Origin of the sequence: Anaerostipes sp. 494a (assembly GCF_001940315.1) — a bacterium.
GTDB lineage: Bacteria > Bacillota > Clostridia > Lachnospirales > Lachnospiraceae > Anaerostipes > Anaerostipes faecalis.
This window is the reverse complement of sequence record NZ_MJIF01000001.1, coordinates 796,897-822,883: the sequence shown is the minus strand read 5'-3', so window position 1 is coordinate 822,883 and position 25,987 is coordinate 796,897. Positions and strand designations below refer to the sequence as shown.

The 25,987-nt window shown below is 35.9% G+C and carries 25 protein-coding genes; 19 read left to right on the top strand and 6 right to left on the bottom strand.

The features are described from left to right. Positions 1–73: 73 nt before the first annotated feature. Positions 74–499, bottom strand: a complete 426-nt coding sequence (locus BHF70_RS04225; RefSeq protein ID WP_075759096.1) for an RNA helicase — start codon at positions 497–499, stop codon at positions 74–76. A gap of 98 nt (positions 500–597) precedes the next feature. Between BHF70_RS04225 and BHF70_RS04220 the strand changes: the two genes are divergently transcribed. The 3 genes from BHF70_RS04220 to BHF70_RS04210 all read left to right on the top strand — a co-directional run bounded on the left by BHF70_RS04220 (position 598) and on the right by BHF70_RS04210 (position 3,290). Beyond that, entirely contained in the window at positions 598–1,053 is a 456-nt protein-coding gene (locus BHF70_RS04220) for a PaaI family thioesterase (protein WP_242946307.1), read from the top strand. A gap of 212 nt (positions 1,054–1,265) precedes the next feature. Then, the gene (locus BHF70_RS04215; protein ID WP_075759095.1) at positions 1,266–2,321 is read left to right on the top strand and encodes a CobW family GTP-binding protein; all 1,056 of its coding nucleotides are present in this window, start codon (positions 1,266–1,268) and stop codon (positions 2,319–2,321) included. 15 nt (positions 2,322–2,336) lie between these two features. Continuing rightward, a complete protein-coding gene (locus tag BHF70_RS04210; protein WP_075759094.1) occupies positions 2,337–3,290 on the top strand; it encodes a TIGR03943 family putative permease subunit in 954 nt (317 codons plus the stop codon). Positions 3,291–3,362: 72 nt separating this feature from the next. Here the strand turns inward: BHF70_RS04210 and BHF70_RS04205 are convergent, their stop codons facing one another. After that, positions 3,363–3,926, bottom strand: coding sequence for a chromate transporter (locus BHF70_RS04205; RefSeq protein WP_075759093.1), 564 nt, complete (start codon positions 3,924–3,926; stop codon positions 3,363–3,365). Then, a complete protein-coding gene (locus BHF70_RS04200; protein WP_075760519.1) occupies positions 3,923–4,483 on the bottom strand; it encodes a chromate transporter in 561 nt (186 codons plus the stop codon). Before BHF70_RS04200 ends, BHF70_RS04205 begins: the two co-directional genes overlap by 4 nt. A gap of 174 nt (positions 4,484–4,657) precedes the next feature. Here BHF70_RS04200 and spoIIID point away from each other — a divergent pair, with 174 nt between their 5' ends. Continuing rightward, positions 4,658–4,921 carry a sporulation transcriptional regulator SpoIIID gene (gene spoIIID, locus BHF70_RS04195; RefSeq protein WP_075759092.1) on the top strand — a complete coding sequence of 88 codons (264 nt, stop codon included), beginning with the start codon at positions 4,658–4,660 and terminating at the stop codon, positions 4,919–4,921. 90 nt (positions 4,922–5,011) lie between these two features. On the opposite strand, the gene BHF70_RS04190 is transcribed toward spoIIID, so the two are convergent. After that, positions 5,012–5,632 (bottom strand): hypothetical protein, encoded by a 621-nt coding sequence (locus tag BHF70_RS04190; RefSeq protein ID WP_075759091.1) that lies wholly within the window; start codon positions 5,630–5,632, stop codon positions 5,012–5,014. A 146-nt stretch (positions 5,633–5,778) separates the two neighbouring features. Between BHF70_RS04190 and BHF70_RS04185 the strand changes: the two genes are divergently transcribed. Then, positions 5,779–7,107 (top strand): replication-associated recombination protein A, encoded by a 1,329-nt coding sequence (locus BHF70_RS04185; protein ID WP_075759090.1) that lies wholly within the window; start codon positions 5,779–5,781, stop codon positions 7,105–7,107. Positions 7,108–7,114: 7 nt separating this feature from the next. Here BHF70_RS04185 and BHF70_RS04180 read toward each other — a convergent pair whose 3' ends face one another. After that, positions 7,115–7,318, bottom strand: a complete 204-nt coding sequence (locus BHF70_RS04180; RefSeq protein ID WP_075759089.1) for a hypothetical protein — start codon at positions 7,316–7,318, stop codon at positions 7,115–7,117. A gap of 313 nt (positions 7,319–7,631) precedes the next feature. Here BHF70_RS04180 and BHF70_RS04175 point away from each other — a divergent pair, with 313 nt between their 5' ends. The 10 genes from BHF70_RS04175 (at position 7,632) to BHF70_RS04130 (ending at position 21,274) form a co-directional block, all read left to right on the top strand. Then, positions 7,632–8,138: an SEC-C metal-binding domain-containing protein gene (locus BHF70_RS04175; RefSeq protein WP_075759088.1), complete on the top strand. Its 507-nt coding sequence runs from the start codon at positions 7,632–7,634 to the stop codon at positions 8,136–8,138. Positions 8,139–8,310: 172 nt separating this feature from the next. Continuing rightward, entirely contained in the window at positions 8,311–8,772 is a 462-nt protein-coding gene (locus BHF70_RS04170) for a MarR family winged helix-turn-helix transcriptional regulator (protein WP_075759087.1), read from the top strand. Further along, complete coding sequence (locus BHF70_RS04165) at positions 8,765–10,954, top strand: ABC transporter ATP-binding protein (protein WP_075759086.1); 2,190 nt, start codon at positions 8,765–8,767, stop codon at positions 10,952–10,954. Before BHF70_RS04170 ends, BHF70_RS04165 begins: the two co-directional genes overlap by 8 nt. Beyond that, positions 10,947–12,779 carry an ABC transporter ATP-binding protein gene (locus BHF70_RS04160; protein WP_075759085.1) on the top strand — a complete coding sequence of 611 codons (1,833 nt, stop codon included), beginning with the start codon at positions 10,947–10,949 and terminating at the stop codon, positions 12,777–12,779. The genes BHF70_RS04165 and BHF70_RS04160 overlap by 8 nt, the downstream gene beginning before the upstream one ends. Before the next feature lie 52 nt (positions 12,780–12,831). Further along, on the top strand, positions 12,832–13,821 hold the full coding sequence (locus BHF70_RS04155; RefSeq protein ID WP_075759084.1) for a Gfo/Idh/MocA family protein: 990 nt from the start codon (positions 12,832–12,834) through the stop codon (positions 13,819–13,821). Between the two features lie 16 nt (positions 13,822–13,837). Next, a complete protein-coding gene (locus tag BHF70_RS04150; protein ID WP_083638278.1) occupies positions 13,838–14,608 on the top strand; it encodes a peptidylprolyl isomerase in 771 nt (256 codons plus the stop codon). A 12-nt stretch (positions 14,609–14,620) separates the two neighbouring features. After that, positions 14,621–16,015 (top strand): MocR-like pyridoxine biosynthesis transcription factor PdxR, encoded by a 1,395-nt coding sequence (pdxR, locus tag BHF70_RS04145; RefSeq protein ID WP_075759082.1) that lies wholly within the window; start codon positions 14,621–14,623, stop codon positions 16,013–16,015. A 17-nt stretch (positions 16,016–16,032) separates the two neighbouring features. Next, positions 16,033–17,421 (top strand): ATP-dependent Clp protease ATP-binding subunit ClpX, encoded by a 1,389-nt coding sequence (gene clpX / locus BHF70_RS04140; protein WP_075759081.1) that lies wholly within the window; start codon positions 16,033–16,035, stop codon positions 17,419–17,421. Between the two features lie 176 nt (positions 17,422–17,597). Continuing rightward, positions 17,598–19,553 (top strand): fructose-1,6-bisphosphatase, encoded by a 1,956-nt coding sequence (locus BHF70_RS04135; protein ID WP_075759080.1) that lies wholly within the window; start codon positions 17,598–17,600, stop codon positions 19,551–19,553. A 44-nt stretch (positions 19,554–19,597) separates the two neighbouring features. Next, complete coding sequence (locus BHF70_RS04130; protein WP_075759079.1) at positions 19,598–21,274, top strand: S8 family peptidase; 1,677 nt, start codon at positions 19,598–19,600, stop codon at positions 21,272–21,274. Positions 21,275–21,314: 40 nt separating this feature from the next. On the opposite strand, the gene BHF70_RS04125 is transcribed toward BHF70_RS04130, so the two are convergent. After that, positions 21,315–22,625 carry an oligosaccharide flippase family protein gene (locus tag BHF70_RS04125; protein WP_075759078.1) on the bottom strand — a complete coding sequence of 437 codons (1,311 nt, stop codon included), beginning with the start codon at positions 22,623–22,625 and terminating at the stop codon, positions 21,315–21,317. Between the two features lie 137 nt (positions 22,626–22,762). On the opposite strand from BHF70_RS04125, the gene BHF70_RS04120 reads away from it, so the two are divergent. Genes BHF70_RS04120 through mnmA form a run of 4 tightly spaced genes read left to right on the top strand, consistent with a single transcriptional unit; the run spans position 22,763 to position 25,969 of the window. Next, positions 22,763–23,209, top strand: a complete 447-nt coding sequence (locus BHF70_RS04120) for an RrF2 family transcriptional regulator (RefSeq protein ID WP_075759077.1) — start codon at positions 22,763–22,765, stop codon at positions 23,207–23,209. A gap of 11 nt (positions 23,210–23,220) precedes the next feature. Further along, the gene (nifS, locus tag BHF70_RS04115) at positions 23,221–24,402 is read left to right on the top strand and encodes a cysteine desulfurase NifS (protein ID WP_075759076.1); all 1,182 of its coding nucleotides are present in this window, start codon (positions 23,221–23,223) and stop codon (positions 24,400–24,402) included. Between the two features lie 34 nt (positions 24,403–24,436). Further along, positions 24,437–24,874: a Fe-S cluster assembly scaffold protein NifU gene (nifU, locus tag BHF70_RS04110; RefSeq protein ID WP_075759075.1), complete on the top strand. Its 438-nt coding sequence runs from the start codon at positions 24,437–24,439 to the stop codon at positions 24,872–24,874. A gap of 9 nt (positions 24,875–24,883) precedes the next feature. After that, on the top strand, positions 24,884–25,969 hold the full coding sequence (gene mnmA, locus BHF70_RS04105) for a tRNA 2-thiouridine(34) synthase MnmA (protein WP_143249365.1): 1,086 nt from the start codon (positions 24,884–24,886) through the stop codon (positions 25,967–25,969). The last annotated feature ends 18 nt before the right edge of the window (positions 25,970–25,987 follow it).

Here is a 25,987-nt window from a genome sequence, read left to right as displayed (position 1 = left end):
AATGCAGCCTTTCTCGGTCGTGAACATTACATCTATCAATAACAGTTTCAATCATAGCACAACCTGAAATAATTTACAAATATTTTTTTAGGCTATCAATACTTTTTTGATGCTGAATAGAAAGCTGCTGAGCAAGTAAAAGAGTATCTTTTGAAGCATCACAATATTGACGCCATTTCTGAATAGACTGGATCATTCCCATGGTATATCCGGTAATGCACATTTCTGAAAGATGGCTGGTAGATTTATCAGTCATTGCTTTTAGTTTTGTCATCCATTCAGAATAGTTTTTTAAAAGTTCATTTATTTCTTCAGGTGTATAACCTTCTGCATCCAGTCGCTGACGGGTTACGGAAAGTAGATTTTGATAAGTTTGTTCGTGAGAATTAAGAACCTCTTTAAAATCACAGTCCGTAGTTACTTTACGAATTTCAGGAATTGTTTCCAAAACCATCTGGATATTTTGATAAATGCTGTTTAATAATTGTTCGTTATCCATAATTACACTCCTTTTTCATTAGTTTGCCAATTGGAGGATGATTCTATACAATAAAAATGAAATATGATAGAATATTTGCAGAAATTTCTGGAGGGATTATGAGTAAAGAGACATTTGAAACAAATATTAAAAGAAGAATAGAGGCAATAAATCATATAAAAGATAATAGTATTTTTAATGAATTAAAAGGAAAAATCATAGATTATGATTACGATAATAAAAGCCTGATAATGGAGTATGAAGCAACAGATTTTCATGAAAATGCTTTTGGAATTATGTTTGGAGGATCTCTGGCTGGAATGTTTGATATTACCTTTGGAACTTTAACTGCAGGTCTGGGAGATTATGATGTTGCACCAACGGTACAGCTGTCTACGAATTTTCTGAAAGGGATTCCAACAGGTTCTCTGGTTCGTGTAAAAGCAGAAGCAGTATCCACAGGGAAAACGATTATGAATTTTATGGGAAAAGCATATGTAGAAGATAAACTGGTGGGAAGTGCAACGGGAACCTTTATGACGCCAAGACCTTTTAAAAAATATGTAGAGGATTAAAAAATGAAGGATAATCTTATTTATTTTTCTGATATTTAGCAGGAAAGTAAGGAAGAGTTGTATAATAAATTAACAGTGGAAGAAATCAGACAAATGTGGACGAATTTAAGATTATATGTATTTTATGGGTATACCACACTTGAAATGAAAGACTTAGAAGTAGTACAATAAACTTTAAATGATGAATAAATTAAAGAAAGAAGGATAAATCCATGACAAAGATTGATATTATTTCAGGATTTTTAGGTGCAGGAAAAACAACTTTAATCCAGAAATTATTAAAAGAAGCTTTATCAGAAGAGCAAGTTGTTTTAATAGAAAATGAGTTTGGCGAAATAGGTATCGATGGAGGATTTCTGAAAGATGCAGGAATTCAGGTAACAGAAATGAATTCAGGCTGTATTTGCTGTTCTCTGGTAGGTGATTTTGGAACAGCTCTTAGAGAAGTTGTTTCTCAGTACCATCCAGATCGTATTATCATTGAACCGTCTGGTGTTGGAAAGCTTTCTGATGTCATAAAAGCGGTTCAGGATGTTGCAGAAGACACAGATCTTATATTAAATAGTTTTGTTACAGTTGCAGATGCAAAAAAATGTAAAATGTATATGAAAAATTTTGGAGAGTTTTATAATAACCAGGTAGAGTATGCCGGATCTATTATTTTAAGCAGAACTGATGCTATGGCAGAAGATAATCTTGGAACATGTGTATCGCTTTTAAGAAAACATAATGGAACAGCAGCCATTATAACAACACCTTGGACAGAACTTTCAGGAAAACAGATCCTTGGAGTAATGGAAGAAGGAAACGATTTGGGAAAAGAATTAATGGAGGAAGAGGATATCTGCCCGGTGTGTGGTGGACATCATCACGACCATGATCATCATCACGACCATGACCATCACCATGACCATGAATGCGGATGCGACCACGATCATCATCATGATCACCATGATCATCATCACGACCACGATCATCATCATGCAGATGAAGTATTTATCAGCTGGGGTAAAGAAACACCAAAAAAATATAAAAAGGAAGAATTGGAAGATATTTTGAAAAAATTATCACAAAGTGAAGACTTTGGAATCATTCTCAGATCCAAAGGCATTTTACAGTTGACAGATGGAAGCTGGATTCAATTTGATATGGTTCCCGGAGAGTATGAAATTCGTAAGGGAAGTGCTGACTATACAGGAAGAATTTGTGTTATTGGTTCAAAATTGAAAGAATCTGATTTGGAAACTTTGTTTATGATAGGAGCATAAGGGGGCAACATTGATATGTATGAACTTCCGGTTTATCTTTTCTGGGGATTTTTGGAAAGTGGAAAAACAACGTTGATTAAAGATACATTAAGTCAGGATTATTTTAATGATGGAGAGAGGACAATGATACTGACCTTCGAAGAAGGAGAAGTAGAATATGATGCTCAAATGCTTGAAAAGACTAATTCTTTTGTTATTCAGCTGGATAATATCGAAGATTTTACAAAAGATTTTATTATATCCTGTCAAAAAAACTATTATCCTGATAGAGTGATGGTAGAATATAATGGTATGTATTCCATTGAAGAATTTATGGATGTGGTCGATGAAACAGATCTTGAATTATATCAGGCGATTGTCACAGTAGATGCTTCTACTGCAGATATGTATCTTAAAAACATGAGATCGATTTTTGTTGAAATGTTTAAAATGGCAGATTTGGTTATTTTTAATCGCTGTGATGATAATACGAGTATTGGAAGTTATCGACGAAGTATTAAAGCAGTGAATCCAAGAGCTCAGGTTGGGTTCGAACGGGCAGATGGAAGAGAAATGGAAATGGAGGAGATCCTGCCTTATGATCTAAATGAAGACGTCATTGAGATAAAGGATGAGGATTATGGTATCTGGTACATTGATGCTATGGAGAGACCAGAAGTATATGAAGGAAAGACAGTGGAATTTAAAGGAGAAGTCCGAAGAAGTCCGAAAATGCCAGGAGGATTGATTATTCCCGGGCGTAAAGCAATGACCTGCTGTGAAGACGATATTACATTCATTGGATATCTATGTAAACTTAGTAAAACTAAATCTAAAACGTTAAAACGTGTTTTAAATAAAGAATGGGTGATGGTTACAGCTGAAATTCATATAGAATATAATGATGGATATGGGCGAAAGGCACCGGTATTATATGCAAGTCGTATCGAAAAAGCAGAACCGCCAAAACAAGCTTTAATTTATTTTTAAAAAAAGTGTCTGTAATAAAATACTACAGGCACACTTTTTGTTACAGGAGTTGGAATGGACTTGTCCGCTTTGTTATAACTGGAATATTATGCCGCAAACTGCCCCAATTGCAATATAGATTACAGGATGCTTCTTGAATTTAACCAAAGCAATATAAAGAATAATACCAAGGAGCAGATGTTTCCAGTTTAGTAAATCCAGATAATGTCCGGTTTTTTCGAATACATTCAGCTGTAAAAAAGCTGTTTTTGCAACCAGACACAGGGCACAGGCAATCAATGCTGTGGAGGCGGGCCGCAGACCATAAAAAATGTTCTGTACAAGTTTTGCATCTTTAAATCGTTGAAGAAAATTTGCAACAATAATAATGATGATAATGGAAGGAGTAACCAATCCGATGGTGGCGATAATTCCTCCTATAGGTCCTGCGGTGAGATTTCCTACATAAGTTGCCATATTAACTCCAAGAGGCCCCGGGGTACATTCGGAAACCGCAATCAAATTGGTAAGATCCTGCATGGTAAACCATCCGGTTTCATGCATTATGTCATATAAAAATGGCAAAGTTGCCAGACCGCCGCCAACAGCAAAAAGTCCGGCTTTTAAAAATTCAATAAACAATCGAAGGAAGATCATGAAATATGACCTCCTTTCAGAGCCTTTGTTTTTACAAGACTGAAGATAATGCCTAAAAGCCCGGCAATGATAATCAGATAAGTTGGTGATAAATCAAAAATGATAGATAATAAAAAGGTTAATAAGAAAATAAAAACACCAGCAGCATCAGTTATGGATTTTTTCCCTAAACGGATGACTGCATTTAATATCAGAACACATACACATACTGTAATCCCGCTGAAAGCATGCTGAACAATTGGGTACTGTGCAAAATTTCTAAGAAATAAAGCTACAACGGTAATAATCACAAAAGAGGGGAAAATTACTCCTAAAGTTGCAAAAACTGCTCCTGAAATACCGGATATTTTGTATCCAATAAAGGTTGCAGTGTTAACTGCAATAACTCCCGGTGTACATTGTCCGATTGCATAATAATCCATTAGTTCTTCCTCAGAAGCCCATTTTTTCTTATCAACGACTTCTTTTTGAAGCATAGGGAGCATGGCATATCCACCTCCAAAGGTCAACCCACCGATTTGTACAAAAGTTAAAAATAAATCCAATAATATTTTCATCAATACATCTACCTTTCTTTTCAGAGAGTATAGCACAATAAGACTACTATGAAAAATACATTTTTTTATTGTAACCATATAAAAACAGTATAATGCATAATGAAATAATATGCTATACATACCAGAAGGAATATCAGCATACATTGTAAAAACAATATTTCCAGGGGATTTTTTTTGAAAGATTATATCGCTCAAAGAGCTGTAAAAATTGCTGATTATATTGTACAAAACAATGCCACTGTGAGACAAACTGCTAAAGTATTTGGAATCAGCAAAAGTACTGTGCATAAGGATGTCACAGAACGTCTGGAGCAGATCAATCGATCTTTGGCAGGATGTGTCAGGGAAGTTCTGGATCTTAATAAATCAGAACGTCATATTAGAGGTGGACTAGCTACAAAAGAAAAGTACCAGAATTACAGAAATAAGAAAGAATAAAAGGTCTCTAATGAATAAGGAATAGAGGCGTTAAGCGGACTTGTCCGCTGTGTTATGTATTAAAAAAGTGTCGGACAATGTCCGGCACTTTTATTGTGCTAATAATGTATTCTGAAAGTTTAAAAGACTCTCCATAGGTTTTGATAAGGTTAAATATTGTCTTGTGTTACGACGTAGACTGTTGGCTTTAACTGACTTAAGTTTTGGTGGCTCATCTGCAAAAAAATCTTCTCCTGTGTAAGGTGTTCGAACAATAGAAATATCAACAATTTCATCAAGAAAACGATTCTGATGAAAAATTTTACGGATACATTCTTTCTTATAAGTCGGATGAAGTTTATTCACAGTAAATTGAAAATACAGTGAATTAAAAGACGGATCGTCATTGTCTAAAAGAAACTGATAATCGCCATTTAAAATCATACGGCCTTGTTCTTTTGTCAAAGAATATTTTGTTTTAAAAACAACGCCTCCTTTACGCTGGCGCTGAACAAGATATAGATCATCATGATTTTCTTCGTAAAAGTAATAAACAAACTGAGGATCCTCTTCGACTCCTTTAAACATTAATACACGGATTGGAAGACTGATCATATATTTTTCCGGAGATTTAGATAAAATATATTCTTCCTGAGTTTTATTATATTCAGTCTGACTGATGTTTTTTGTAACTTCTGTATAAGAAATTTTTTCAACTAATATTTTTCCCATAATAACTCCCGTCATTGCTTGTTTTTCTACTTGTTTTATTATATCAGAGACATATGATAAAATCATGTCCTATTTATAAAAAAACTCTTAAGAATTCATAGATTTTGTGAAAGTGCTGTGTTAAGATATTTTTCTGGAGGAATATTATGGATTTATTTGATTATGCAAGAGAACTAAATAAAGATAAAGAGGCACCCCTGGCTGGAAGGATGCGTCCTGCTACCCTGGATGAAGTAGTGGGACAGTCTCATATTATTGGAAAAGATAAACTTCTGTATCGTGCTATTCAGGCAGATAAGCTCAGTTCAATTATTTTTTATGGACCGCCGGGAACAGGAAAGACTACTCTGGCAAAAGTTATAGCCAATACGACCAAAGCAAATTTTGTTCAGATGAATGCAACAACTTCGGGAAAGAAGGATATGCAGGAGGCGGTAAAAGATGCAAAAGAAGCTCTTGGTATGTTTCAGAAGAAAACCATTTTATTTATTGATGAAATCCATCGTTTTAATAAGGCACAGCAGGACTATCTTCTTCCGTTTGTAGAAGATGGAACGATTATATTAATAGGTGCAACAACGGAAAATCCATATTTTGAAGTGAATCAGGCTTTGATTTCCAGGTCTAATGTTTTTCAATTGTATTCTCTTGAAAAAGAAGATATTAAAAAGTTAATTTGTAGAGCGGTATACGACGAAGAAAAAGGAATGGGTATTTATCATGCATCTATAGACGAAGATGCACTGGATTTTCTTGCGGATATGGCAGAAGGAGACGCAAGAAGTGCTTTGAATGCAATTGAACTTGGTATATTAACCACTGAGCCAAATAAAAATGGTGATATTATTATTAATATTGATGTTGCACAGGAGTGTATTCAAAAAAGGGTTACCAGATACGATAAAGATGGAGATAATCACTATGATGTGATTTCAGCTTTCATCAAAAGCATGAGGGGATCAGATCCTGATGCGGCAGTGTATTATCTGGCAAGAATGATTGATGCTGGAGAAAGTGTTACATTTATTGCAAGGAGAATCATGATCTGTGCATCAGAAGATGTTGGGAATGCAGATCCTCAAGCAATTCAGGTAGCTGTTGCAGCAGCCCAGGCTGTGGAAAGAATCGGTCTTCCGGAAGCAAGGATTCTTCTTGCACAGGCAGTAACTTATGTTGCCAGTGCACCAAAGAGTAATGCTGCATATATGGCAGTAGATAAAGCGCTGGAGAGTGTTAGAAATCATAAGAATGGAGAAGTGCCTAATCATCTAAAAGATGCCCATTATAAAGGCGCATCGAAATTGGGACATGGAATAGGATATCGGTATGCCCACGATTATCCGGATCATTATGTGAAACAACAATATTTGCCGGATAATCTCCTTGGAACCCGGTTTTATGAGCCGACAGAAAATGGATACGAAAAAAAAATCAAAGAATATTTGAAATTTATAAAAAACAGAGATTATGAATAATATGCTTTTATTTGTCTGTATCCTTGTTGTTTTTACTCCATTTATAAACAAAGGACATTGCCCAGAGAAAAATAGGATAGAAAAACATTAATACCATCATTCCCCAGAAATATTCGTTTCCGGTAATGGCAAAAAATAATGTCAGGCCAACGACTGCGATCAGTGATATTATAAGAATAACTGCAAATATTTGTTTTAAAATAGATTTCATTTTTTATCCTTTCAAATTAAATTTTGACAACATATCAGTGCTGATCATATTGTAAAGATCATACTTTTTGCTATCCTATCATATTTTTTATAATATATCCATGTTTCTGGATAAGAAAATGTATAGAAATATAAAATGAGGAGATAATACAAATATCCAATCAGAGATTGGATGAGAAATACTTATCCTCCCCTTTAAGAAGCCCCTGTTCTGCAAAGATGCAGAATAGGGGTTTTTGTATTGAAAAAATATATAAAATTTGTTATAGTAGCAAGAGTAAATAACATTTTTAAGAGAAAAGGTGGAAAGATTAATGGCATTATTACAGGATTGGCGTGATTACGCATATAAATTCGATGACAGAACAAAAGAAGGACAGCAGTTCTGGCTGACATATTTTAATATTGAAAAAGGGATCTATGAAAAGATTCTGGCAGATAAAGATGTTGTTGTAACAGGAACTGTTAAAGAGTTGGCAGAAAAGTTTGAGACAGATTTACAGATGTTTGTTGGATTTTTAGATGGAATCAACGACAGTTTAAAAGAACCAAACCCAATTGATACAATGGAAGAAGATACACAGGTTTCTTTAGATATCGATTTTGAAAAATTGTATTACAATATGGTTGGATGCCGTGCAGAGTGGTTATATACATTAGATGCATGGGATGATATTCTTACAGAAGAAAGACGAAAAGAACTTTACAAAGAATCAAGAAATTCAACAACTGTTGTAAAAGGTAAAAAAATTGGCCGTAATGATCCATGTCCATGTGGAAGTGGAAAGAAATACAAAAAATGCTGCGGTAAAAATGCATAAATAGTAAATAATATTGTAATTTATCAGGAAAGATGCACTGTAATCAAAAAAAGATTACAGTGTATTTTTTATAAAAAGTTCATAATTTTATAGTTGAAACAATGTATACACTGTGATAGTATATTAGTCGACTAACTATTAGATGCCTAATCAATTTTGGAAAGGAGATAAGATGTATCGCAAGGATGGTATTTTTTCATTATTAGGGAAAATAAATCATAGAAATTTTGTATATGGCATGCGCCTTTTAAAAGGAGAAAATGTTCATCCAGGTCAGATGCCATTACTTGTTACCCTTAGTAACAAAGACGGACTTGTCCAAAGAGAGCTGGCAAGAAAACTGGGTGTGAAACCGTCAACATTAAATGTAATGGTAGGGAGGCTTGAAAAAAACGGAATGATTATTAAAAAGCAGGATCCCGATGACCAGAGAAAGAGTCGGATTTTCATTTCCGAAAAAGGAAGATCCATTGTGGAGTCCATCAAAGAGAGGGCTGATAACATAAATACACATGTGGAAGATTTCCTTACGGAAGAGGAGAAAAAAGAGCTTAGAAGGCTTCTTACAAAATTAGATGATTGTTTAAAGCAGCGAATAGAACTTGAATTTGGAAAGGAAGAAAACAATGCTTAAATTATTTCGATATTTAGAAAAAGCATATCTGCCTATTGCAGGAATTGTGATTCTGTTGATTATGCAGGCAACATGCGAACTATCATTGCCAACCTATACGTCTTCTATAGTAAATGTAGGTATCCAGCAGGGTGGTATTGAAGATGCGGTGCCTGAAGTAATGAGAGAAGAAACTTTTCAGGGACTTTCAATGGTAATGAAAGAGAAAGATGCAGATAAAATGAGAAAAGCTTATGAGCTTTATAGTAAAAAGCAGGTAAGTGATTCAAAATATAAAACATATAAAGAAGGAAAGTTATATGTTCGTAAAAAAATTTCTGCAAAAGAAAGAGCAAACCTGGATAAGTCTATGGCAAAAGGTATGCTGACAATGTCATCTCAGATGGCAAAACAGATGGCTGCTAATCCTCAGGCAGAAGCAGGTTTGAGTAAAAGTCAGAAAATAATGATGAAACAGATGGAAAATATGAATGTTGATGATATGCCAGACAGTATTATCAGTCAGGCAGCCATCTCTTTTGTAAAATCAGAATATAAGGCTATTGGAATGAATCTTGAAGATATTCAGACAAAATATATGCTGAAAACAGGTGCAATAATGATTGGTATTGCTCTTCTTGCCATGGCAGCCGCAGTATCTGTAACTTTATTGTCTGCGAGACTTGCAGCAAAATTAAGTCGTATTATAAGAGATAAGATTTTCAAAAAAGTTATGGATTTTACTAATTCAGAATTCGATAAATTTTCAACAGCTTCATTAATTACCAGAAGTACCAATGATGTTCAGCAGATTCAGATGTTTGTGACAATGATGTTCCGAATAGTTGTATTTGCACCGGTCATGGGGATTGGAGGGATTTTTAAAGTATTGACCACCAATGCACAGATGACATGGACTATAGCAATTGGAGTAGCAGCCATTATGATGGTAATCTTTGTTTTATTTACGGTTGCTATGCCAAAATTTAAAATTCTACAGAAGTTAATTGACCGGTTGAATCTTGTAACAAGAGAAATCTTGACAGGGTTGCCTGTTATTCGTGCATTCAGTACAGAAAAGCATGAACAGAAACGTTTTGATAAAGCCAATATGGATTTGATGAAAACCAATCTTTTTGTAAATCGTGCAATGACTTTTATGATGCCGGTTATGATGTTAATCATGAACGGACTGACAGTTTTGATTGTGTATGTAGGTGCAGGAAACATTGATCTCGGAAGGATGCAGGTAGGAGATTTGATGGCATTTATCCAGTATGCAATGCAGATTATTATGTCATTTTTGTTTATTTCTATGGTTTCCATTATGATGCCGCGTGCACAGGTAGCTGCAGAACGTGTTAATGAGGTGCTGGATATGGAGATTATGATCAAAAATCCAGAAGAACCAAAAGAGTTTATCCCTGAAAAGAAGGGAGAAGTAGAGTTTAAGGAAGTTTATTTCTGCTATCCGGATGCTGACGAAGCAGTTTTACATAATATCAGTTTTGTAGCACCGGCAGGGAAAACTACTGCATTTATTGGAAGTACAGGAAGTGGTAAATCTACATTGATTAATCTGATTCCAAGATTTTTTGATGTAACAAGAGGAAGTATTTTAGTTGATGGAAGGGATATTCGAGAAGTAAAGCATGAGGATTTGTGTGAGAAAATCGGATATGTACCTCAGAAGGGTGTTTTATTCTCTGGAACTATTGAGTCAAATCTTAAATATGGAAAAGAGGATGCAACACAAGAGGAAGTAAAACGTGCAGCCCAGATTGCTCAGGCAACAGATTTTATTGAAGAAAAAGAAGAAAAATATAAGTCTCCGATTGCACAGGGAGGAACCAATGTATCTGGTGGACAGAAGCAGCGTTTGTCTATTGCAAGAGCAGTAGCAAAAGATCCGGAAATATATATTTTTGATGATAGTTTTTCTGCACTGGATTATAAGACAGATTTAGCACTGCGAAATGCATTGGAGAAGGAAACCCATGGAAGTACAAAGTTAATTGTTGCACAAAGAATTAGCACCATTCTTCATGCGGATCAGATTATTGTTCTTGATGAAGGAAATATCGTGGGAAAAGGTACCCATGAGGAATTACTGGAAACATGTCCGGTATATCAGCAGATTGCAAAATCACAATTGTCTGAAGATGATCTTAAGAAGGCAAAGGGGGTGTCAGCACATGAGTAATGGAAGAAGAAGAGGACCGATGGGTCATGGACATGGACCGGCAATGGCAGGTGAAAAAGCGAAAGACCTAAAAGGAACTATGGTGAAGCTGCTGAAATATATTCGAAAATATTATGTGCCTATTTTGTTTGTTATTGTTTTCGCAATTGCAAGTACAATATTTAATATTGTTGGACCAACTATTTTAGGAGATGCTACAACAGAAATATTTAATGGATTGATGAGAAAAGTCAGTGGAAGCGGTGGAATTGATTTTGATAAAGTAACCGGGATTCTGATGACACTTATGGGATTATATGTAATCAGTGCAGTGTTCTCATTTGTTCAGGGACTGATCATGACTCATGTATCCAATAATATTACTTATCAGATGAGAAAGGATATTTCAGAGAAAATTCACAGAATGCCGATGAAATATTTTGAAAGTAGAACTTATGGAGAGGTACTTTCTCGTGTAACCAATGATATTGATACACTTGGTCAGAGTTTGAACCAGAGTATGACACAGATTATTACATCTGCAACACAGATTATAGGTGTTGTTATTATGATGGTTCGTATTAATATTCCAATGACAGTTGTGGTACTTTTAACATTGCCATTGTCTATGGGGCTGATTGGAGCAATAATGGGAAAATCCCAGCCATATTTCAAGGCACAGCAAAAGCATCTTGGAGAATTAAATGGGCAGGTTGAAGAAATTTACAGTGGACATAATATAGTGAAAGCCTTTAATAAAGAAAAAAGTGTTATTAAAGATTTTGAGGAAGTCAATGGGCAGCTGTATCATTCTGCCTGGAAATCACAATTTTTCTCAGGTGCAATGATGCCGTTAATGCAGTTCGTAGGAAACCTTGGTTATGTACTGGTGGCAATTCTTGGCGGATTTATGGTTGTTAAAAATACAATTGAAGTAGGACAGATTCAGTCTTTCATACAATATGTAAGAAGCTTTAATCAGCCAATTACCCAGCTGGCACAGGTTGGGAATATGATGCAGACAACTGCAGCTGCAGCAGAACGTGTTTTTGAATTTCTGGAGGAAGAGGAAGAAAAAGAGGTAGCAGAAAATCTGGTGCCAATTGAATCTCTAAATGGAAATGTAACTTTCGAGCATGTTCATTTTGGATATAATCCGGAACAGACAATTATCAATGATTTTTCTGTAGACGTAAAAGAAGGACAAAAAGTGGCCATTGTCGGACCAACAGGAGCAGGAAAGACCACATTGATTAAACTTTTAATGAGATTTTATGATGTTAATGGAGGAGCAATTAAGATTGACGGACATGATATAAGAGAATTTATCAGAAGTGATATACGTCAGATGTTTGGAATGGTTCTTCAGGATACATGGCTTTATAATGCATCCATTCGTGATAATATTCGATATGGAAAACTGGATGCAACAGAAGAAGAAATACAGGGCGCAGCCAGAGCTGCATTTGCTCATCATTTTATCGTGACACAGCCAGGTGGATATGATATGGTAATAAATGAAGAAAGTAATAATGTTTCTCAGGGACAAAAACAGTTATTAACAATTGCAAGAGCAATTCTGGCAGACCCGAAAATACTGATACTGGATGAAGCAACCAGCTCTGTTGATACAAGAACAGAGGAGCGGATTCAAATGGCAATGGATAATCTGATGGAAGGACGAACCAGTTTTATCATAGCACATCGATTATCAACCATTCGAGATGCAGATGTTATCCTTGTAATGAATCACGGAGATATTGTTGAACAGGGAAACCACGAGGAACTTCTTGCCAAAGGTGGCTTTTATGCAGATCTTTATAACAGTCAGTTTGAGAGTGCTTAAAGTCTGAATAGAAAAACTGTTTATGTCAGTATTCGATATAAGGAGGATGATTATGGTACGTCTGGCAACTATTGGTACAAATTTTATTACAGATTGGCTTATGGAAGGAGTTTTAGAGCTTCCAGATATTGAATTAGTAGCAGTATATTCAAGGAGTATGGAAAAGGGCAAGGAATTTGCTGCCAAATATGGAGTAGAAAAAGTTTATGATAACTATGAAGAAATGGCGAAAGATCCTGAAATTGACGCAGTATATGTGGCAAGTCCTACATGCTGTCATTATATACATTCCATTACAATGATGAACTATGGTAAGCATGTATTATGTGAAAAACCAGTTTGTTCGAATCGTAAAGAACTGGATCTTTTGATTCAGGCTGCAAAGGATAATGGCGTTATATTTATGGAAGCAATGAAAAATGTCCATTCACCAGGATTCTATGCAATGATGGATAATCTCCATAAAATAGGAACTGTTCGGCGTGCAACCATTCAGTATTGTCAATATTCTTCAAGATATGACAAGTTTAAAAATGGGATTATTGAAAATGCATTTAATCCTAAAATGTCAAATGGGGCATTGATGGATATAGGCTCTTATTGCATTCATTTCCTTGCCAGTCTTTTTGGAGCACCGGAAAAAATACTATCAGATAGTATTATTCTGGAAAATGGTATTGATGGAGCAGGAAGTATTATAGCATCTTATGGGGATAAACAGGCAGAGTTAATGTACTCTAAGATTACAGATTCCAAACTTCCAACACAGATTCAGGGTGAAAAGGGATGTATGATAATTGAACAATGTCCTATAATTAAGAAAATTACTATTATTTATAGAGACGGAAATAGAGAAGAACTTGAATTTGAAGGAAGAGACAATCCAATGATTTATGAAACAATGGATTTTATAAAATTAATTGAAGAAAATAATGTGGATCATGAATTCCTGAAATCTTCCTGCATCGAAATGGATATTACAGATGAAGTGAGAAGACAAAATGGAATTGTTTTTCCGGCAGACAAGATTAGAGAACAATAAAAGGAGACATTCAGTTATGAAAAAGAGACTAATTGCAGGATGTCTTATGTTTACAATGATATTCTGTGCAGGCTGCAGTACAGCAAAAAGTGAAGATTCATCCAAAACAACGACGGAAAAAAAGAAGGAAGATAAGGTTTTAGATAAATATAAAGTTCCTGAAATCAATGGTGCAAAAAAGACAGATCAGCTGGGAGAAGTATCAAAAGGAGAAACCATTGCGGTAATGAAAGTTAAAGGATTTGGTGAAATGAAATTCAAATTCTTTTTGAAAAAAGCACCTCTGGCAGTGAAAAATTTTGTGACATTGGCAGCTAATGGATACTATGATGGTCAGATATTCCATAGAGTTATAAATGATTTTATGATTCAGAGCGGAGACCCTACGGGAACAGGAACAGGCGGAGAAAGTATCTGGGGAAAAGAGTTTGAAAATGAAACGTCAGGTGATCTTCTTCCTTTAAGAGGCTCTATCTGCATGGCAAATGCAGGACCGGATACCAATGGGAGTCAGTTTTTTATTGTACAGGCAAAATCTGATACTGCAGAAGAAGCTTTAGATGCAGGAACTATAAAATTAACAGAAAAACAGGAAAAACTGTTTAGAGAACAAGGAGGATATCCTTCACTTACAGGAAGCTATACAGTATTTGGACAGATGATTGAAGGATATGATATACTGGATAAAATTGCTGCTGTTGAGACACAGGATTCAGGCAGCGGAGAAGTCAGTCATCCGACAAAAGACGTGGTAATTGAAAAAATAACAATTGAAAGTGCAAAATAAGCAGGTGGTTTTATGTTAATTGTTGGATTGGATCCATCTAAAAAAGAACCACTGTATGAACAGATTTACACTTGTATTAAAGAAGAAATCAGAACAGGAGCTTTGCCCTTTGGGTCGAAGCTCCCTTCTGCTAGAAGGATGGCGAAACACTTAGATGTAAGTAGAAATACAGTGGATCTGGCATATGGACAGCTGGTGGCTGAAGGTTATATTGAATCTAAACCCAAACGAGGATTTTATGTTTGTCAGGTGGAAGAACTGGCAGCTTTAAATATTCCAATAAAGAAAGAGGAAGAAGAGACGGAAGTTAAGGAAGAAATCATTCCTTTTGATTTCTCACCTAATGGTGTTGATATGACACAATTCCCATATCATATATGGAGAAAAATTTTAAAGGAAATAATGATTGATGACAACAGTGAGTTATTTCAAAAAGGAAACTATCAGGGAGATCTGGAACTTCGTCGAGCTATCATGTATTATTTAAGACAGTCTCGTGGAGTACATGTAAATACCAATCAAATTGTTCTTGGTGCAGGAATGGAAAATCTTCTTTTTGACCTTCGACAAATGCTTGGAAATCATCAGATTGTTGGAATAGAAAATCCTGTTTATCCCAATGCATATGCTATATTAAATGAACTTGGATTTGGAATTCAGCCTGTTTCTATGGATGAAGATGGACTTAGTGTGAGTGAACTGGAGAAAACCTGTGCAAATCTTGCCTATGTCACGCCAGCACATCAGTATCCGACAGGTGTTGTTATGCCTGTAGGCAGACGTAGTCAGCTGATTCACTGGGCAAAAGAGAAAGAAGAACGTTATATAATAGAAGATGATTATGATAGCGAATTTCGTTATCATGGAAAACCTATACCAGCTTTGCAGGGACTGGATCAAAGTGATAAAGTAATTTACATGGGAACATTTTCAAAGGCGATTGCACCGGCGATTCGTATCAGTTATATGGTGCTTCCCCAAAAATTAGTGCCTGTTTATAAAGAAAAATGCAGTGCATTTTCATGTTCTGTATCCAGAATAGACCAGAGGATTCTGACATTATTTCTTTCAGAAGGACATTTTGAAAAGCATCTGAATCGAATGAGAAATATTTATAAAGAAAAACACGATTGTTTATTAAAATGTATGAAGGAAATGCTGGTGGATACAAAAATTTCAGGACAGGGATCAGGACTGCATGTAATTGCTGATTTTAATATAAGCAATGATGTATCCTTTCAACAGAAACTGGAAGCAGAAGGTGTAAAAATATATCCATTGTCAAAATATTATATCCAGGGGAAACCGGAAAAAGAACAGTATATTTTAGGCTTTACTAGAATGGAGAAAAAGGATATCATAGAAGGAACTAGGAAGATGAAAGAAGTACTATTCCAGTTAAACTAAGAAATGAGGAACCGAACATGTCAGAAGAAAAGAATAGCAATGAAATAATAGAAGAAGTAGTCAATGAAGATGATCATAAGGAATTAGAGCATTACTGTTATCTTTGCAGACGTCCGGAATCAGTTACAGGAAAAATGCTGACACTTCCAAATGATATTTATATTTGTACTGATTGTATGCAAAGGACTTTAGACTCAATGAGTCAGGGACAATTCAGTTTTATTGATGCAAGAAATATGGATCTGGATCAAATGGATATTTCCAAATTGATGGGAGATTTTCAAAATATGCAGCCAAAACCTGCGGTTAAGAAGAAAAAGAAAGACAAGAAGGAAAAACAGCCATTAAATCTTCAGAATATTCCAGCACCTCATAAAATTAAGGCAATGCTGGATGAATATGTAATTGGTCAGGATTATGCAAAAAAAGTAATGTCTGTGGCAGTTTATAATCATTATAAACGTGTGGTGACCAACACAATGGATGAGATTGAAATCGATAAGTCTAATATGCTGATGATCGGACCAACAGGAAGTGGTAAGACATATCTTGTGAAAACACTGGCAAGGCTGCTTCAGGTGCCGCTTGCCATTACAGATGCAACATCGCTGACAGAAGCAGGCTATATCGGAGATGATGTGGAAAGTGTTTTATCAAAATTACTTCAGGCTGCAGATAATGATGTGGAAGAAGCAGAGCATGGTATCATTTTTATTGATGAGATTGATAAAATTGCAAAAAAACAGAATACTAACAGTAGAGATGTCAGCGGAGAATCTGTCCAGCAGGCACTTCTGAAATTGCTTGAAGGTGCAGAAGTTGAAGTTCCTGTAGGAGCAACCAGCAAAAATGCTATGGTACCGCTTACAACGATGAATACTAAAAATATTTTATTTATTTGTGGAGGTGCTTTTCCAAATCTTGAGGGAATCATTAAAAAACGTATGAGAAGGAAAACATCCATTGGTTTTGAGGCTGATTTAAAAGATCGTTTTGATAAAGAGGAGAATATCATTGCCAATGTAACCAATGAAGATTTAAGGGAATACGGTATGATTCCTGAATTTATAGGAAGACTTCCGATGGTATTTACTTTAGAAGGATTGACGAAAGATATGCTGGTCCAGATTCTGAAAGAACCAAAGAATGCGATTTTAAAACAGTATCAGAAGTTACTGGAGTTAGACGAGGTAAAATTGGAATTTGATGATGGTGCGCTGGAAGCAATTGCAGAGAGGGCATTGGAAAAGAAAACAGGAGCAAGGGCACTGAGAGCTATTATAGAAAAATTTATGCTGGATATAATGTATGAGATTCCAAAAGATGATTCTATTGGAAAGGTAGTCATTACCAGAGAATATATTGAAAATCATGGAAGTCCAGTGATTCAGCTGAGAGATCAGTAAAATATCAAACAGACAGGTTTCTATTTATAACAGAAACCTGTCCGTTTTTTTACACATATTTTCATTTTTCTTAAATGAAAATATGTTATAATATTAAAGTAAGGCAGCAAGGAGTTTTGAGGGTGAGTTTTTCCAATTGTTGCTTTTTTTATTTTTTAATAATGGGAGGTTACTTTATGGATCAAATCAAGTACTTAAAAGAACTTGCTGTGCGTTATCCAAATGTTGCGGCAGCATCCACAGAAATTATCAATCTTCAGGCTATATTGCATCTTCCGAAAGGTACAGAGCATTATATATCAGATGTTCATGGAGAATATGAAAAATTCAGTCATATTATACGTAATGGATCTGGAGCAATAAGAAGTAAAATTGAAGATGAATTTGGAAATACATTGACAACAGAAGAAAAGAAAAATCTGGCATCTGTTATTTATTATCCGGAACAGAAGATGGATATAATGGAAGAAAAACTTCCAAGAAATGAATTGTTAGAATGGCATCATGATACAATGGTGCGTCTGGTCCATGTGGCTAGAGCTGTCGGGAATAAATATACACGTTCTAAAGTCCGTAAGGCAATGTCACCGGAATTTGCTTATGTAATGGAAGAATTGATGGTGGAGCATCGAACAGCAGATAAGAAAAAGTATGTTGAACAGATTCTTGAAACTATCATCACAACAGGAAGAGTACGTCAGTTTATTGCAGCAATGGCACATTTAATTCAAAAACTATCTGTTGATCAGTTACATGTTATAGGTGATATATATGATAGAGGACCAGGACCACATCGAATTATGGATTGTATTATGAAATCTGCTAACGTGGATATACAGTGGGGAAATCATGATATGCTGTGGATGGGAGCAGCTTCTGGTCATAGGGCATGTATTTGTAATGTTGTAAGAATTTGTGCGAGATATAATAATCTGGATGTATTGGAAAATGGATATGGAATCAATCTGATTCCGTTGGCAAGATTTGCACTGGAATGTTATAAAGATGATCCGTGTGATGTATTCCATGTATCCGGAGAAGTAAACCAGGAGAATATCAGAGAAGCGGAATTGAATAAAAAAATGCATAAAGCTATTGCCATTATGCAGTTTAAAGTAGAAGGACAGCTGATCAAAAGACGTCCGGATTTTCTTATGGATGAACGTCTGCTGCTAGATAAAGTAGATTATAAAAAAGGCACGATTATGATTGATGGACAGGAATATAAGCTGAATGATACAAATTTTCCAACTATTGATCCTAAAGATCCATATAAGCTGACAAAAGAAGAAGAATATGTTATGGAGCATATGGTAACTGCATTTAAATATTGTGCTTATCTTCAGGAGCACGTTAGATTTTTGTTTTCAAAGGGTAATTTATATAAAGTCTGCAATGATATGTTGTTATATCATGGATGTGTTCCGTTAAATGAGGATGGAACATTTAGAGAAGTCCAGATTCAGGGAAATAGCTATTCAGGGAAAGCCCTGTATGATGTTCTTGATCATTTGGCACGACAAGGATACTATGAAGATAAAGACATAGATTCCCGCCGATATGGACAGGATATTATGTGGTTTATCTGGTCTAATGAGAATTCTCCAGTTTATGGAAAAGCCAAGATGGCTACGTTCGAGAGATATTTTCTGGAAGATTCAGATATTAAAAAAGAGAAAAAAGATTATTATTATCAATGGTATGAAAATGAAGAAGTTATCAATCAGATTTTAAAGGAATTTGGCTTAGATCCTGAAACAGGGAAAATCGTAAACGGGCATATGCCGGTGGCAGTGAAGAAAGGCGAGAGCCCAATTAAATGTGGTGGCAAATTGTTTGTTATTGATGGCGGGTTTTCAAAAGCATATCAAAAAACAACAGGGATAGCAGGATACACGTTGGTATCTAATTCATATGGATTGAAGCTGGTTGCTCATGAACCGTTTGTATCAAGAAGTGTGGCCATTAGAGAAGAAACAGATATTCATTCTGATACAATTGTTATAAAAAAAGTTACCAGACGAAAATGTGTTGAAGATACAGATATTGGAAAAGAGATTAAAGGAAAAGTGGCAGATCTGGAACAGCTGCTTTGGGCATATCAGAAAGGTCTTTTGAAAGAACAGATATAAAGGACAAGATTCCATCATATATTTATAAAAAAATGAGGTGGAAAATGGACTGTTACGGAGTAGCGGAAAATGATGATTATTTTGAGTTTATTGCAGAATACAGCGGGGTATTGGAAGATGTAAAAGAGCAGATGCAGACAGAATGTGTAACGGTAATTAATAATCGATTTTCCATTGCTTATGTTCCTCGCAGGGGAATGGATTTATTTCGCAGTGGCGATTATCAGTATAATGCCATCCCACGGTGTTTTGGACTTATGGATCTTTCCGTAATGGAAGATGCAGGAGTGGCACCGGTTCGAAGATCCGGTCTGGATTTATATGGAAATGGTGTTTTAGTAGGAATTGTCGATACAGGAATAGATTATCAGAATTCTGTTTTTCAATATGATGATGGGACAACCAAAATATATTCCATATGGGATCAGACTATCAAAGATGAAGAAAAAAAATCTATTCTCGGATATGGTAAAGAATTTTCAAAAGAAGAAATCGAAAAAGCACTTCAAAGTGAAAAACCAATGACAAAAGTACCATCGACGGATGAATCCGGACATGGTACTTTTTTAGCTGGGTTAATTGCCGGAAATGAGGTATCAGAAGAAGGATTTTCAGGAGTTGCTCCCAATGTTCAGCTGATTGTGGTTAAGCTTCGGCAGGCAAGGCAGTATTTAAAAGAATATTATTGTCTGGATCCTTCTTTTGAAGCTTATTCGGAAACTGATATAATGCTTGGTGTCCGGTATATATCAATTATAGCAGAAGCTTTGCGAAAACCACTGGTTATTTATATGGGGATAGGAACAAGCCAGGCATCCCATCTTGGCACCGGACCTCTAGATCAGTATCTTGGTACGATTGCCCCGTTAAAAGGAGCAGCAGTGGTAACAAGTGGAGGAAATGAGGGGCAGGCAAGACATCATTATTCTGGAACGGTTTCAAATAGTGCAAGTAAAGTGGAACTGAAAGTTGGAAGTTCAGAATATGGCTTTACACTGGAATTGTGGGGAATGCCACCTAATGGATATTATGTGGACATTGAATCACCTTCTGGACAGAGAACAGGAAGAATTGCCGGAGGAATTCGAGGGCAAAGGGAAGTAACATTTTTACTGGAAAGAACCAGGCTGTATGTAGATTATTTTACTGTTGATACATCTGCAGGGGCTCCGGTTATTGTTATGAGATTTTGCAAACCTGCAGAAGGCGTATGGAATATTTATGTAAGTGATGACGGAATGGGCAGCAGGGAATTTGATTTATGGCTGCCATTGACTAATTTTTTATCGGAAGATACATTTTTCTTAGAATCAACACCATATAATACGTTGGTGGCACCTGGAAATATGGATTTACTGATGTGTGTATCCAATTATAATCAGAATAATGAGAGTATTTATATTGATAGCAGTCGTGGATTTCCAAGAAATGCTATAAAACCAGATTTTGCGGCTCCAGGAGTGGAGGTATTGGGACCGCTTCCTAAAGGCCGATTTGGAAGAAAAACAGGGACCAGTGTATCAGGGGCAATTGTTGCCGGGATGGCAGCATTAATGCTGGAATGGGGATATGTGGAAAAAAACGATGTGGAAATAAATACAACCAGGATAAAAAATTATCTGATTCGGGGAGCTGATCGAGATGCGAACCGGAGTTATCCTAATCAGGAGTGGGGATATGGAACAGTGAATCTTTATGAAACGTTTTTAAGAATAAGGTAAGTGGATGAAGAAAAAGAGTGGAGGAATGATTTTCTCCACTCTAAAAATTGTATAATTCTTTTTTTAGATAATGAAAGTTTAATGTAACAAGTGTAATGGAACTTGCCATTAATCCCCAAAGATATCCGTAAATCCCCTCAATTGGTATAATGAAAACAACAAAAATAATTCGAATAATCAAAGAAATACTATTGTGAGCAAAGGTAATTTTGGTTTTTCCAAGACCATTTAAGATGCTGGTTAAAGTTCCTGAAAGATATAAGAATGGACATAAGAAAGAGAGAGAACGCAGGTAAGCCCCACAGGAACTATTGTGAAAAACAACTTTTCCAATCCATGGCCCCATTGTGAAGAAGCCAATAAAGCCGAAGAATCCAAGAAGCGTACAAAAAAGAAGAGGGTATTTTGAAGCTCGATGGAGAGAAAGAATATTTTTTTCTGCTTTTGCAGCCGAAACTTTTGGAAGAAGCATTACAGCTAGAGAGTTTGTAATTGTTGATGGAAATAAAATAAAAGGCAGTGCCATACCAGTGAGGATTCCATAAGTTTCAATAGCATTATGCTGATTTCCACAAAAACGAGTCATCATCATCGGAATAAGAATGCTTTCAACACTTTGGAGAAGTGTGACAGATAATGCGTTACAGGTTAGTGGAATACCTAAAGTGAGAAGTTCCTTAAAGAGAGAAGCGGATGAATGCACAGGCTGTTTTTTTATATTATTACTGGAAAAATGAAAATAGAGAGTAAGGATGAAAGACACCAGTTCTCCAATTACCATTCCAAGAACAGCAATCATTGCAGGAACAGGAAGTTCGGCATAAAAGGTTATGGAAATCAGAAAAATACTCAGAACTCTGGATATTTGCTCAATACATAGAGAAAGAGCAGGCAGTTCTGACTTTCCAATACCAAGAGAGTAACTGTGGATACATGCTTTGATGCCTACAAAAGGCAGTGCAAAAACAGCAATCTTTAAACATGGGATACAATCATCTTCTTTCAGGAAAATGTGTCCGATATCATCTGCCGTAAAAAAGATAGTAATAGAAAAAATAATGGAAAGTGTAACGGTAAAAATAGTTGCGATTTGAAGGACTTTTCTTCCTTCTGATTCTTGTCCCTGAGCTTTTCTTGATGCAGCAATATTAGAAAGGGCAGTTTGGAATCCTTGAAAGCAGACAGAAAAACCTACAAGATAAATTGGAAAAATCAGCTGGTATACTCCCATTTGATGAGCACCAATCAGACCTGCCAGAAATATTCTATTATAGAATCCAATAAAACGGGAAAACAGGTTGGCTGTAGTTAAGATCAAAGTTCCATGGATGAAAGGACTCGACTTTTTCATAAAGATACCTGATATACTTTTTTTAATTGTATGAAAATAAAAAATAGTATATGACCATTTTTAGTTGACATTAAAAAATGTCAGTGATACTATATCAATGGAAATCCTAGTTAAATAGTCGGGATTGAGGTGAGGCAATGAAATTATCAACAAAAGGACGGTATGGATTGCGTGCATTGGTGGACATTGCTGTTTACAGCGAGGAAGGGCCGGTGTCAATCAGTGCCGTTTCAAAAAGACAAAATATCACAATACGATATTTGGAACAGCTTCTCCCAAAACTTAAAAAAGCAGGAATTATAAAAAGCATTCGTGGAGCACAAGGTGGATATTATCTTGCTAAGCCGTTGGAAGATATTTCAGTTGGAGATGTACTTCGGAGTTTGGAAGGAGATCTGAATCTTGTGGAATGTTCCGAGATTACAGGAGATGGGAAAGAGTGTGTTGGATCAAAATATTGTGTGACGAAGACTGTCTGGAAGAAGATTAACGATAGTATCAGAGAAACCGTTGATTCCATCTGCTTAAAAGAATTGGTAGAAGAGTCAAAAGAAATACATAATAATTGCAAAACAGAAAGGTAGGAATATAAATTATGGGTAAATTAATTTATTTAGATCATGCAGCAACAACAGCAGCAAGGCCGGAAGTTGTCGAGGCAATGCTTCCATATTTTACAGAAAATTTCTGGAATCCATCTAGTGTGTATACACCAGCAGCACAAAATAGAAAGGCAGTTGATAACAGCAGAGAAATTATTGCCGATTCATTGGGAACAGATGCTGCAAATATTTATTTTACAGCTGGAGGTTCAGAATCAGATAACTGGGCATTAAAAGCAACAGCAGAAGCTTATCAGGACAAAGGGAAACATATTATCACCAGCACCATTGAGCATCATGCAATTCTTCATACTTGTGAATATCTAGAGAAAAAAGGATTTGAGATAACTTATGTTAATGTCGATGAAAATGGGATATTAAAGCTGGATGAGCTGGAAGCCGCAATCCGTCCGGATACGATATTAATATCTGTAATGTTTGCAAATAATGAGATTGGAACAATACAGCCAATAAAAGAAATTGGTGAAATTGCTCAAAAACATGGTATAATCTTTCATACAGACGCTGTGCAGGCATATGGACAGGTTCCGATTAATGTTGATGAGTATCATATTGATATGTTAAGTGCAAGTGGTCATAAATTAAATGGACCAAAAGGTATAGGATTTTTGTATATTCGCAAAGGATTAAAACTTAGATCTTTTGTTCATGGGGGTGCACAGGAAAGAAAACGTCGTGCCGGAACAGAGAATGTGACAGGAATCGTGGGACTTGGTAAAGCGGTGGAAATCGCTTTTGATACAATGGAACAACGAACAGCTAAGGAAACAGAGCTGAGAGACTATACTATTGACCGTATTCTCTCTGAAGTACCATATTGCCGTTTGAATGGAGACAGAAAGAGACGTCTTCCTAATAATATTAATATTAGTGTACAGTTTATTGAAGGAGAATCATTGCTTATTATGCTTGATATGGCTGGAATTTGTGCTTCCAGTGGTTCTGCTTGTACATCAGGATCTTTAGACCCTTCCCATGTACTTCTGGCAATTGGACTTCCTCATGAAATTGCTCATGGATCATTGAGAATGACACTGGGTGAAGAGAATACAAAAGAAGATATGGATTTTGTTGTAGACAAATTGAAAGAAATCGTAGAAAAGTTGAGAACAATGTCACCTTTATATGAAGATTTTGTAAAGAAAAACAGCTAAAAAGATAAGTATGAGATAACAGGAGGAATTGATTATGTACAGCGAAAAAGTAATGGACCATTTCCAGAATCCTAGAAATGTTGGAGAAATTGAAAATGCAAGTGGTGTTGGAACAGTTGGAAATGCAAAATGTGGAGATATTATGAGAATGTATCTGGATATTGACGATAATGGAATTATCCAGGATGTCAAATTCAAAACCTTTGGATGTGGTGCTGCGGTTGCCACAAGTAGTATGGCAACAGAACTGGTAAAAGGGAAGACAATTCAGGAAGCTTTACAGGTAACCAATAAAGCTGTAATGGAAGCTCTTGATGGGCTTCCACCAGTAAAAGTTCATTGTTCCCTATTAGCGGAGGAAGCAATTCATGCAGCACTTTGGGATTATGCAGAAAAACACGGAATAAAAATTGAAGGTCTGGATAAACCTAAGTCAGATATCAGTGAAGGAGAAGAAGAGGAAGAATATTAGGAGGAGATTGTGAAAGAAAAAGTAGTGGTTGGAATGTCGGGAGGAGTTGATTCCTCTGTGGCAGCATATTTGTTAAAAGAACAAGGATATGATGTCATTGGTGTAACCATGCAGATCTGGCAGGAGGAAGAGGAAATTGTTCAGGAAGAAAACGGCGGATGCTGTGGACTTTCAGCAGTGGACGATGCCAGAAGAGTTGCACAGACACTGGAGATTCCTTATTATGTAATGAATTTCCGGCAGGATTTTAAAGAGAAAGTGATTGATTATTTTTGTGATGAATATCTCAATGGGAGAACTCCAAATCCCTGTATTGCATGCAATCGTTATGTAAAATGGGAATCTTTATTAAAACGTTGTCTGGATATTGGAGCAGATTATATTGCCACTGGCCACTATGCTCGGATTATACAGTTAGATAATGGCAGATATACTTTAAAAAGATCAAAAACACTGGCAAAGGACCAGACATATGCTTTGTATAATTTAACTCAAAATCAGATGTCCAGAACTTTGATGCCAGTAGGACAGTATTCAAAAGATGAGATTCGCGAGATAGCAGGCAAAATAGGTCTTCCTGTTGCAGGAAAACCAGATAGTCAGGATATTTGTTTTGTAGAAGATGATTATGGCAAATTTATTCAGGACAATACAGGAATATCTATTCCAAAAGGAAATTTTGTAGATACTCAGGGAAATATTCTTGGAGAACACAAAGGAATTATTTATTATACAGTTGGACAGAGACGAGGATTGGGATTATCACTAAAACAGCCGGGATATGTCATCAGAGTTGATAAAGATACCAATGAAGTGATTATCGGAACAAAGGAAGAACTGTTTTCCAATGTTTTGTATGCAGATCATGTGAATTTTATGTCTGTACCGGAACTTACGGGGGAATTAAGAGTAAATGCAAAAATCCGTTATAATAGTCCAGAGGTTCCATGTACTATTTCTATGGTAGATGCTGACAAAATAAAAGTTTTATTTGATCAGCCCCAGAGAGCAGTTGCACCAGGTCAGGCAGTTGTGTTTTATGATAATGACATGGTTGTGGGAGGTGCGACGATATTGAAAGGCGCTAACGAATAAAAATAGAAAGAGCGAGGA

Excerpts from the sequence above, each read along its gene's own strand:
- BHF70_RS04150 (WP_083638278.1), top strand. The coding sequence starts at position 13,838 with ATGAAAAAGAGACTAATTGCAGGATGTCTTATGTTTACAATGATATTC.
- nifU (WP_075759075.1), top strand. The coding sequence starts at position 24,437 with ATGTACAGCGAAAAAGTAATGGACCATTTCCAGAATCCTAGAAATGTT.
- BHF70_RS04215 (WP_075759095.1), top strand. The coding sequence starts at position 1,266 with ATGACAAAGATTGATATTATTTCAGGATTTTTAGGTGCAGGAAAAACA.
- BHF70_RS04210 (WP_075759094.1), top strand. The coding sequence starts at position 2,337 with ATGTATGAACTTCCGGTTTATCTTTTCTGGGGATTTTTGGAAAGTGGA.
- BHF70_RS04120 (WP_075759077.1), top strand. The coding sequence starts at position 22,763 with ATGAAATTATCAACAAAAGGACGGTATGGATTGCGTGCATTGGTGGAC.
- BHF70_RS04225 (WP_075759096.1), bottom strand. The coding sequence starts at position 499 with ATGGATAACGAACAATTATTAAACAGCATTTATCAAAATATCCAGATG.
- BHF70_RS04170 (WP_075759087.1), top strand. The coding sequence starts at position 8,311 with ATGTATCGCAAGGATGGTATTTTTTCATTATTAGGGAAAATAAATCAT.
- BHF70_RS04135 (WP_075759080.1), top strand. The coding sequence starts at position 17,598 with ATGGATCAAATCAAGTACTTAAAAGAACTTGCTGTGCGTTATCCAAAT.
- BHF70_RS04190 (WP_075759091.1), bottom strand. The coding sequence starts at position 5,632 with ATGGGAAAAATATTAGTTGAAAAAATTTCTTATACAGAAGTTACAAAA.
- BHF70_RS04180 (WP_075759089.1), bottom strand. The coding sequence starts at position 7,318 with ATGAAATCTATTTTAAAACAAATATTTGCAGTTATTCTTATAATATCA.
- BHF70_RS04160 (WP_075759085.1), top strand. The coding sequence starts at position 10,947 with ATGAGTAATGGAAGAAGAAGAGGACCGATGGGTCATGGACATGGACCG.
- BHF70_RS04205 (WP_075759093.1), bottom strand. The coding sequence starts at position 3,926 with ATGATCTTCCTTCGATTGTTTATTGAATTTTTAAAAGCCGGACTTTTT.
- pdxR (WP_075759082.1), top strand. The coding sequence starts at position 14,621 with ATGTTAATTGTTGGATTGGATCCATCTAAAAAAGAACCACTGTATGAA.
- BHF70_RS04155 (WP_075759084.1), top strand. The coding sequence starts at position 12,832 with ATGGTACGTCTGGCAACTATTGGTACAAATTTTATTACAGATTGGCTT.
- BHF70_RS04220 (WP_242946307.1), top strand. The coding sequence starts at position 598 with ATGAGTAAAGAGACATTTGAAACAAATATTAAAAGAAGAATAGAGGCA.
- nifS (WP_075759076.1), top strand. The coding sequence starts at position 23,221 with ATGGGTAAATTAATTTATTTAGATCATGCAGCAACAACAGCAGCAAGG.
- BHF70_RS04175 (WP_075759088.1), top strand. The coding sequence starts at position 7,632 with ATGGCATTATTACAGGATTGGCGTGATTACGCATATAAATTCGATGAC.
- BHF70_RS04200 (WP_075760519.1), bottom strand. The coding sequence starts at position 4,483 with ATGAAAATATTATTGGATTTATTTTTAACTTTTGTACAAATCGGTGGG.
- clpX (WP_075759081.1), top strand. The coding sequence starts at position 16,033 with ATGTCAGAAGAAAAGAATAGCAATGAAATAATAGAAGAAGTAGTCAAT.
- BHF70_RS04185 (WP_075759090.1), top strand. The coding sequence starts at position 5,779 with ATGGATTTATTTGATTATGCAAGAGAACTAAATAAAGATAAAGAGGCA.
- BHF70_RS04165 (WP_075759086.1), top strand. The coding sequence starts at position 8,765 with ATGCTTAAATTATTTCGATATTTAGAAAAAGCATATCTGCCTATTGCA.
- BHF70_RS04130 (WP_075759079.1), top strand. The coding sequence starts at position 19,598 with ATGGACTGTTACGGAGTAGCGGAAAATGATGATTATTTTGAGTTTATT.
- BHF70_RS04125 (WP_075759078.1), bottom strand. The coding sequence starts at position 22,625 with ATGAAAAAGTCGAGTCCTTTCATCCATGGAACTTTGATCTTAACTACA.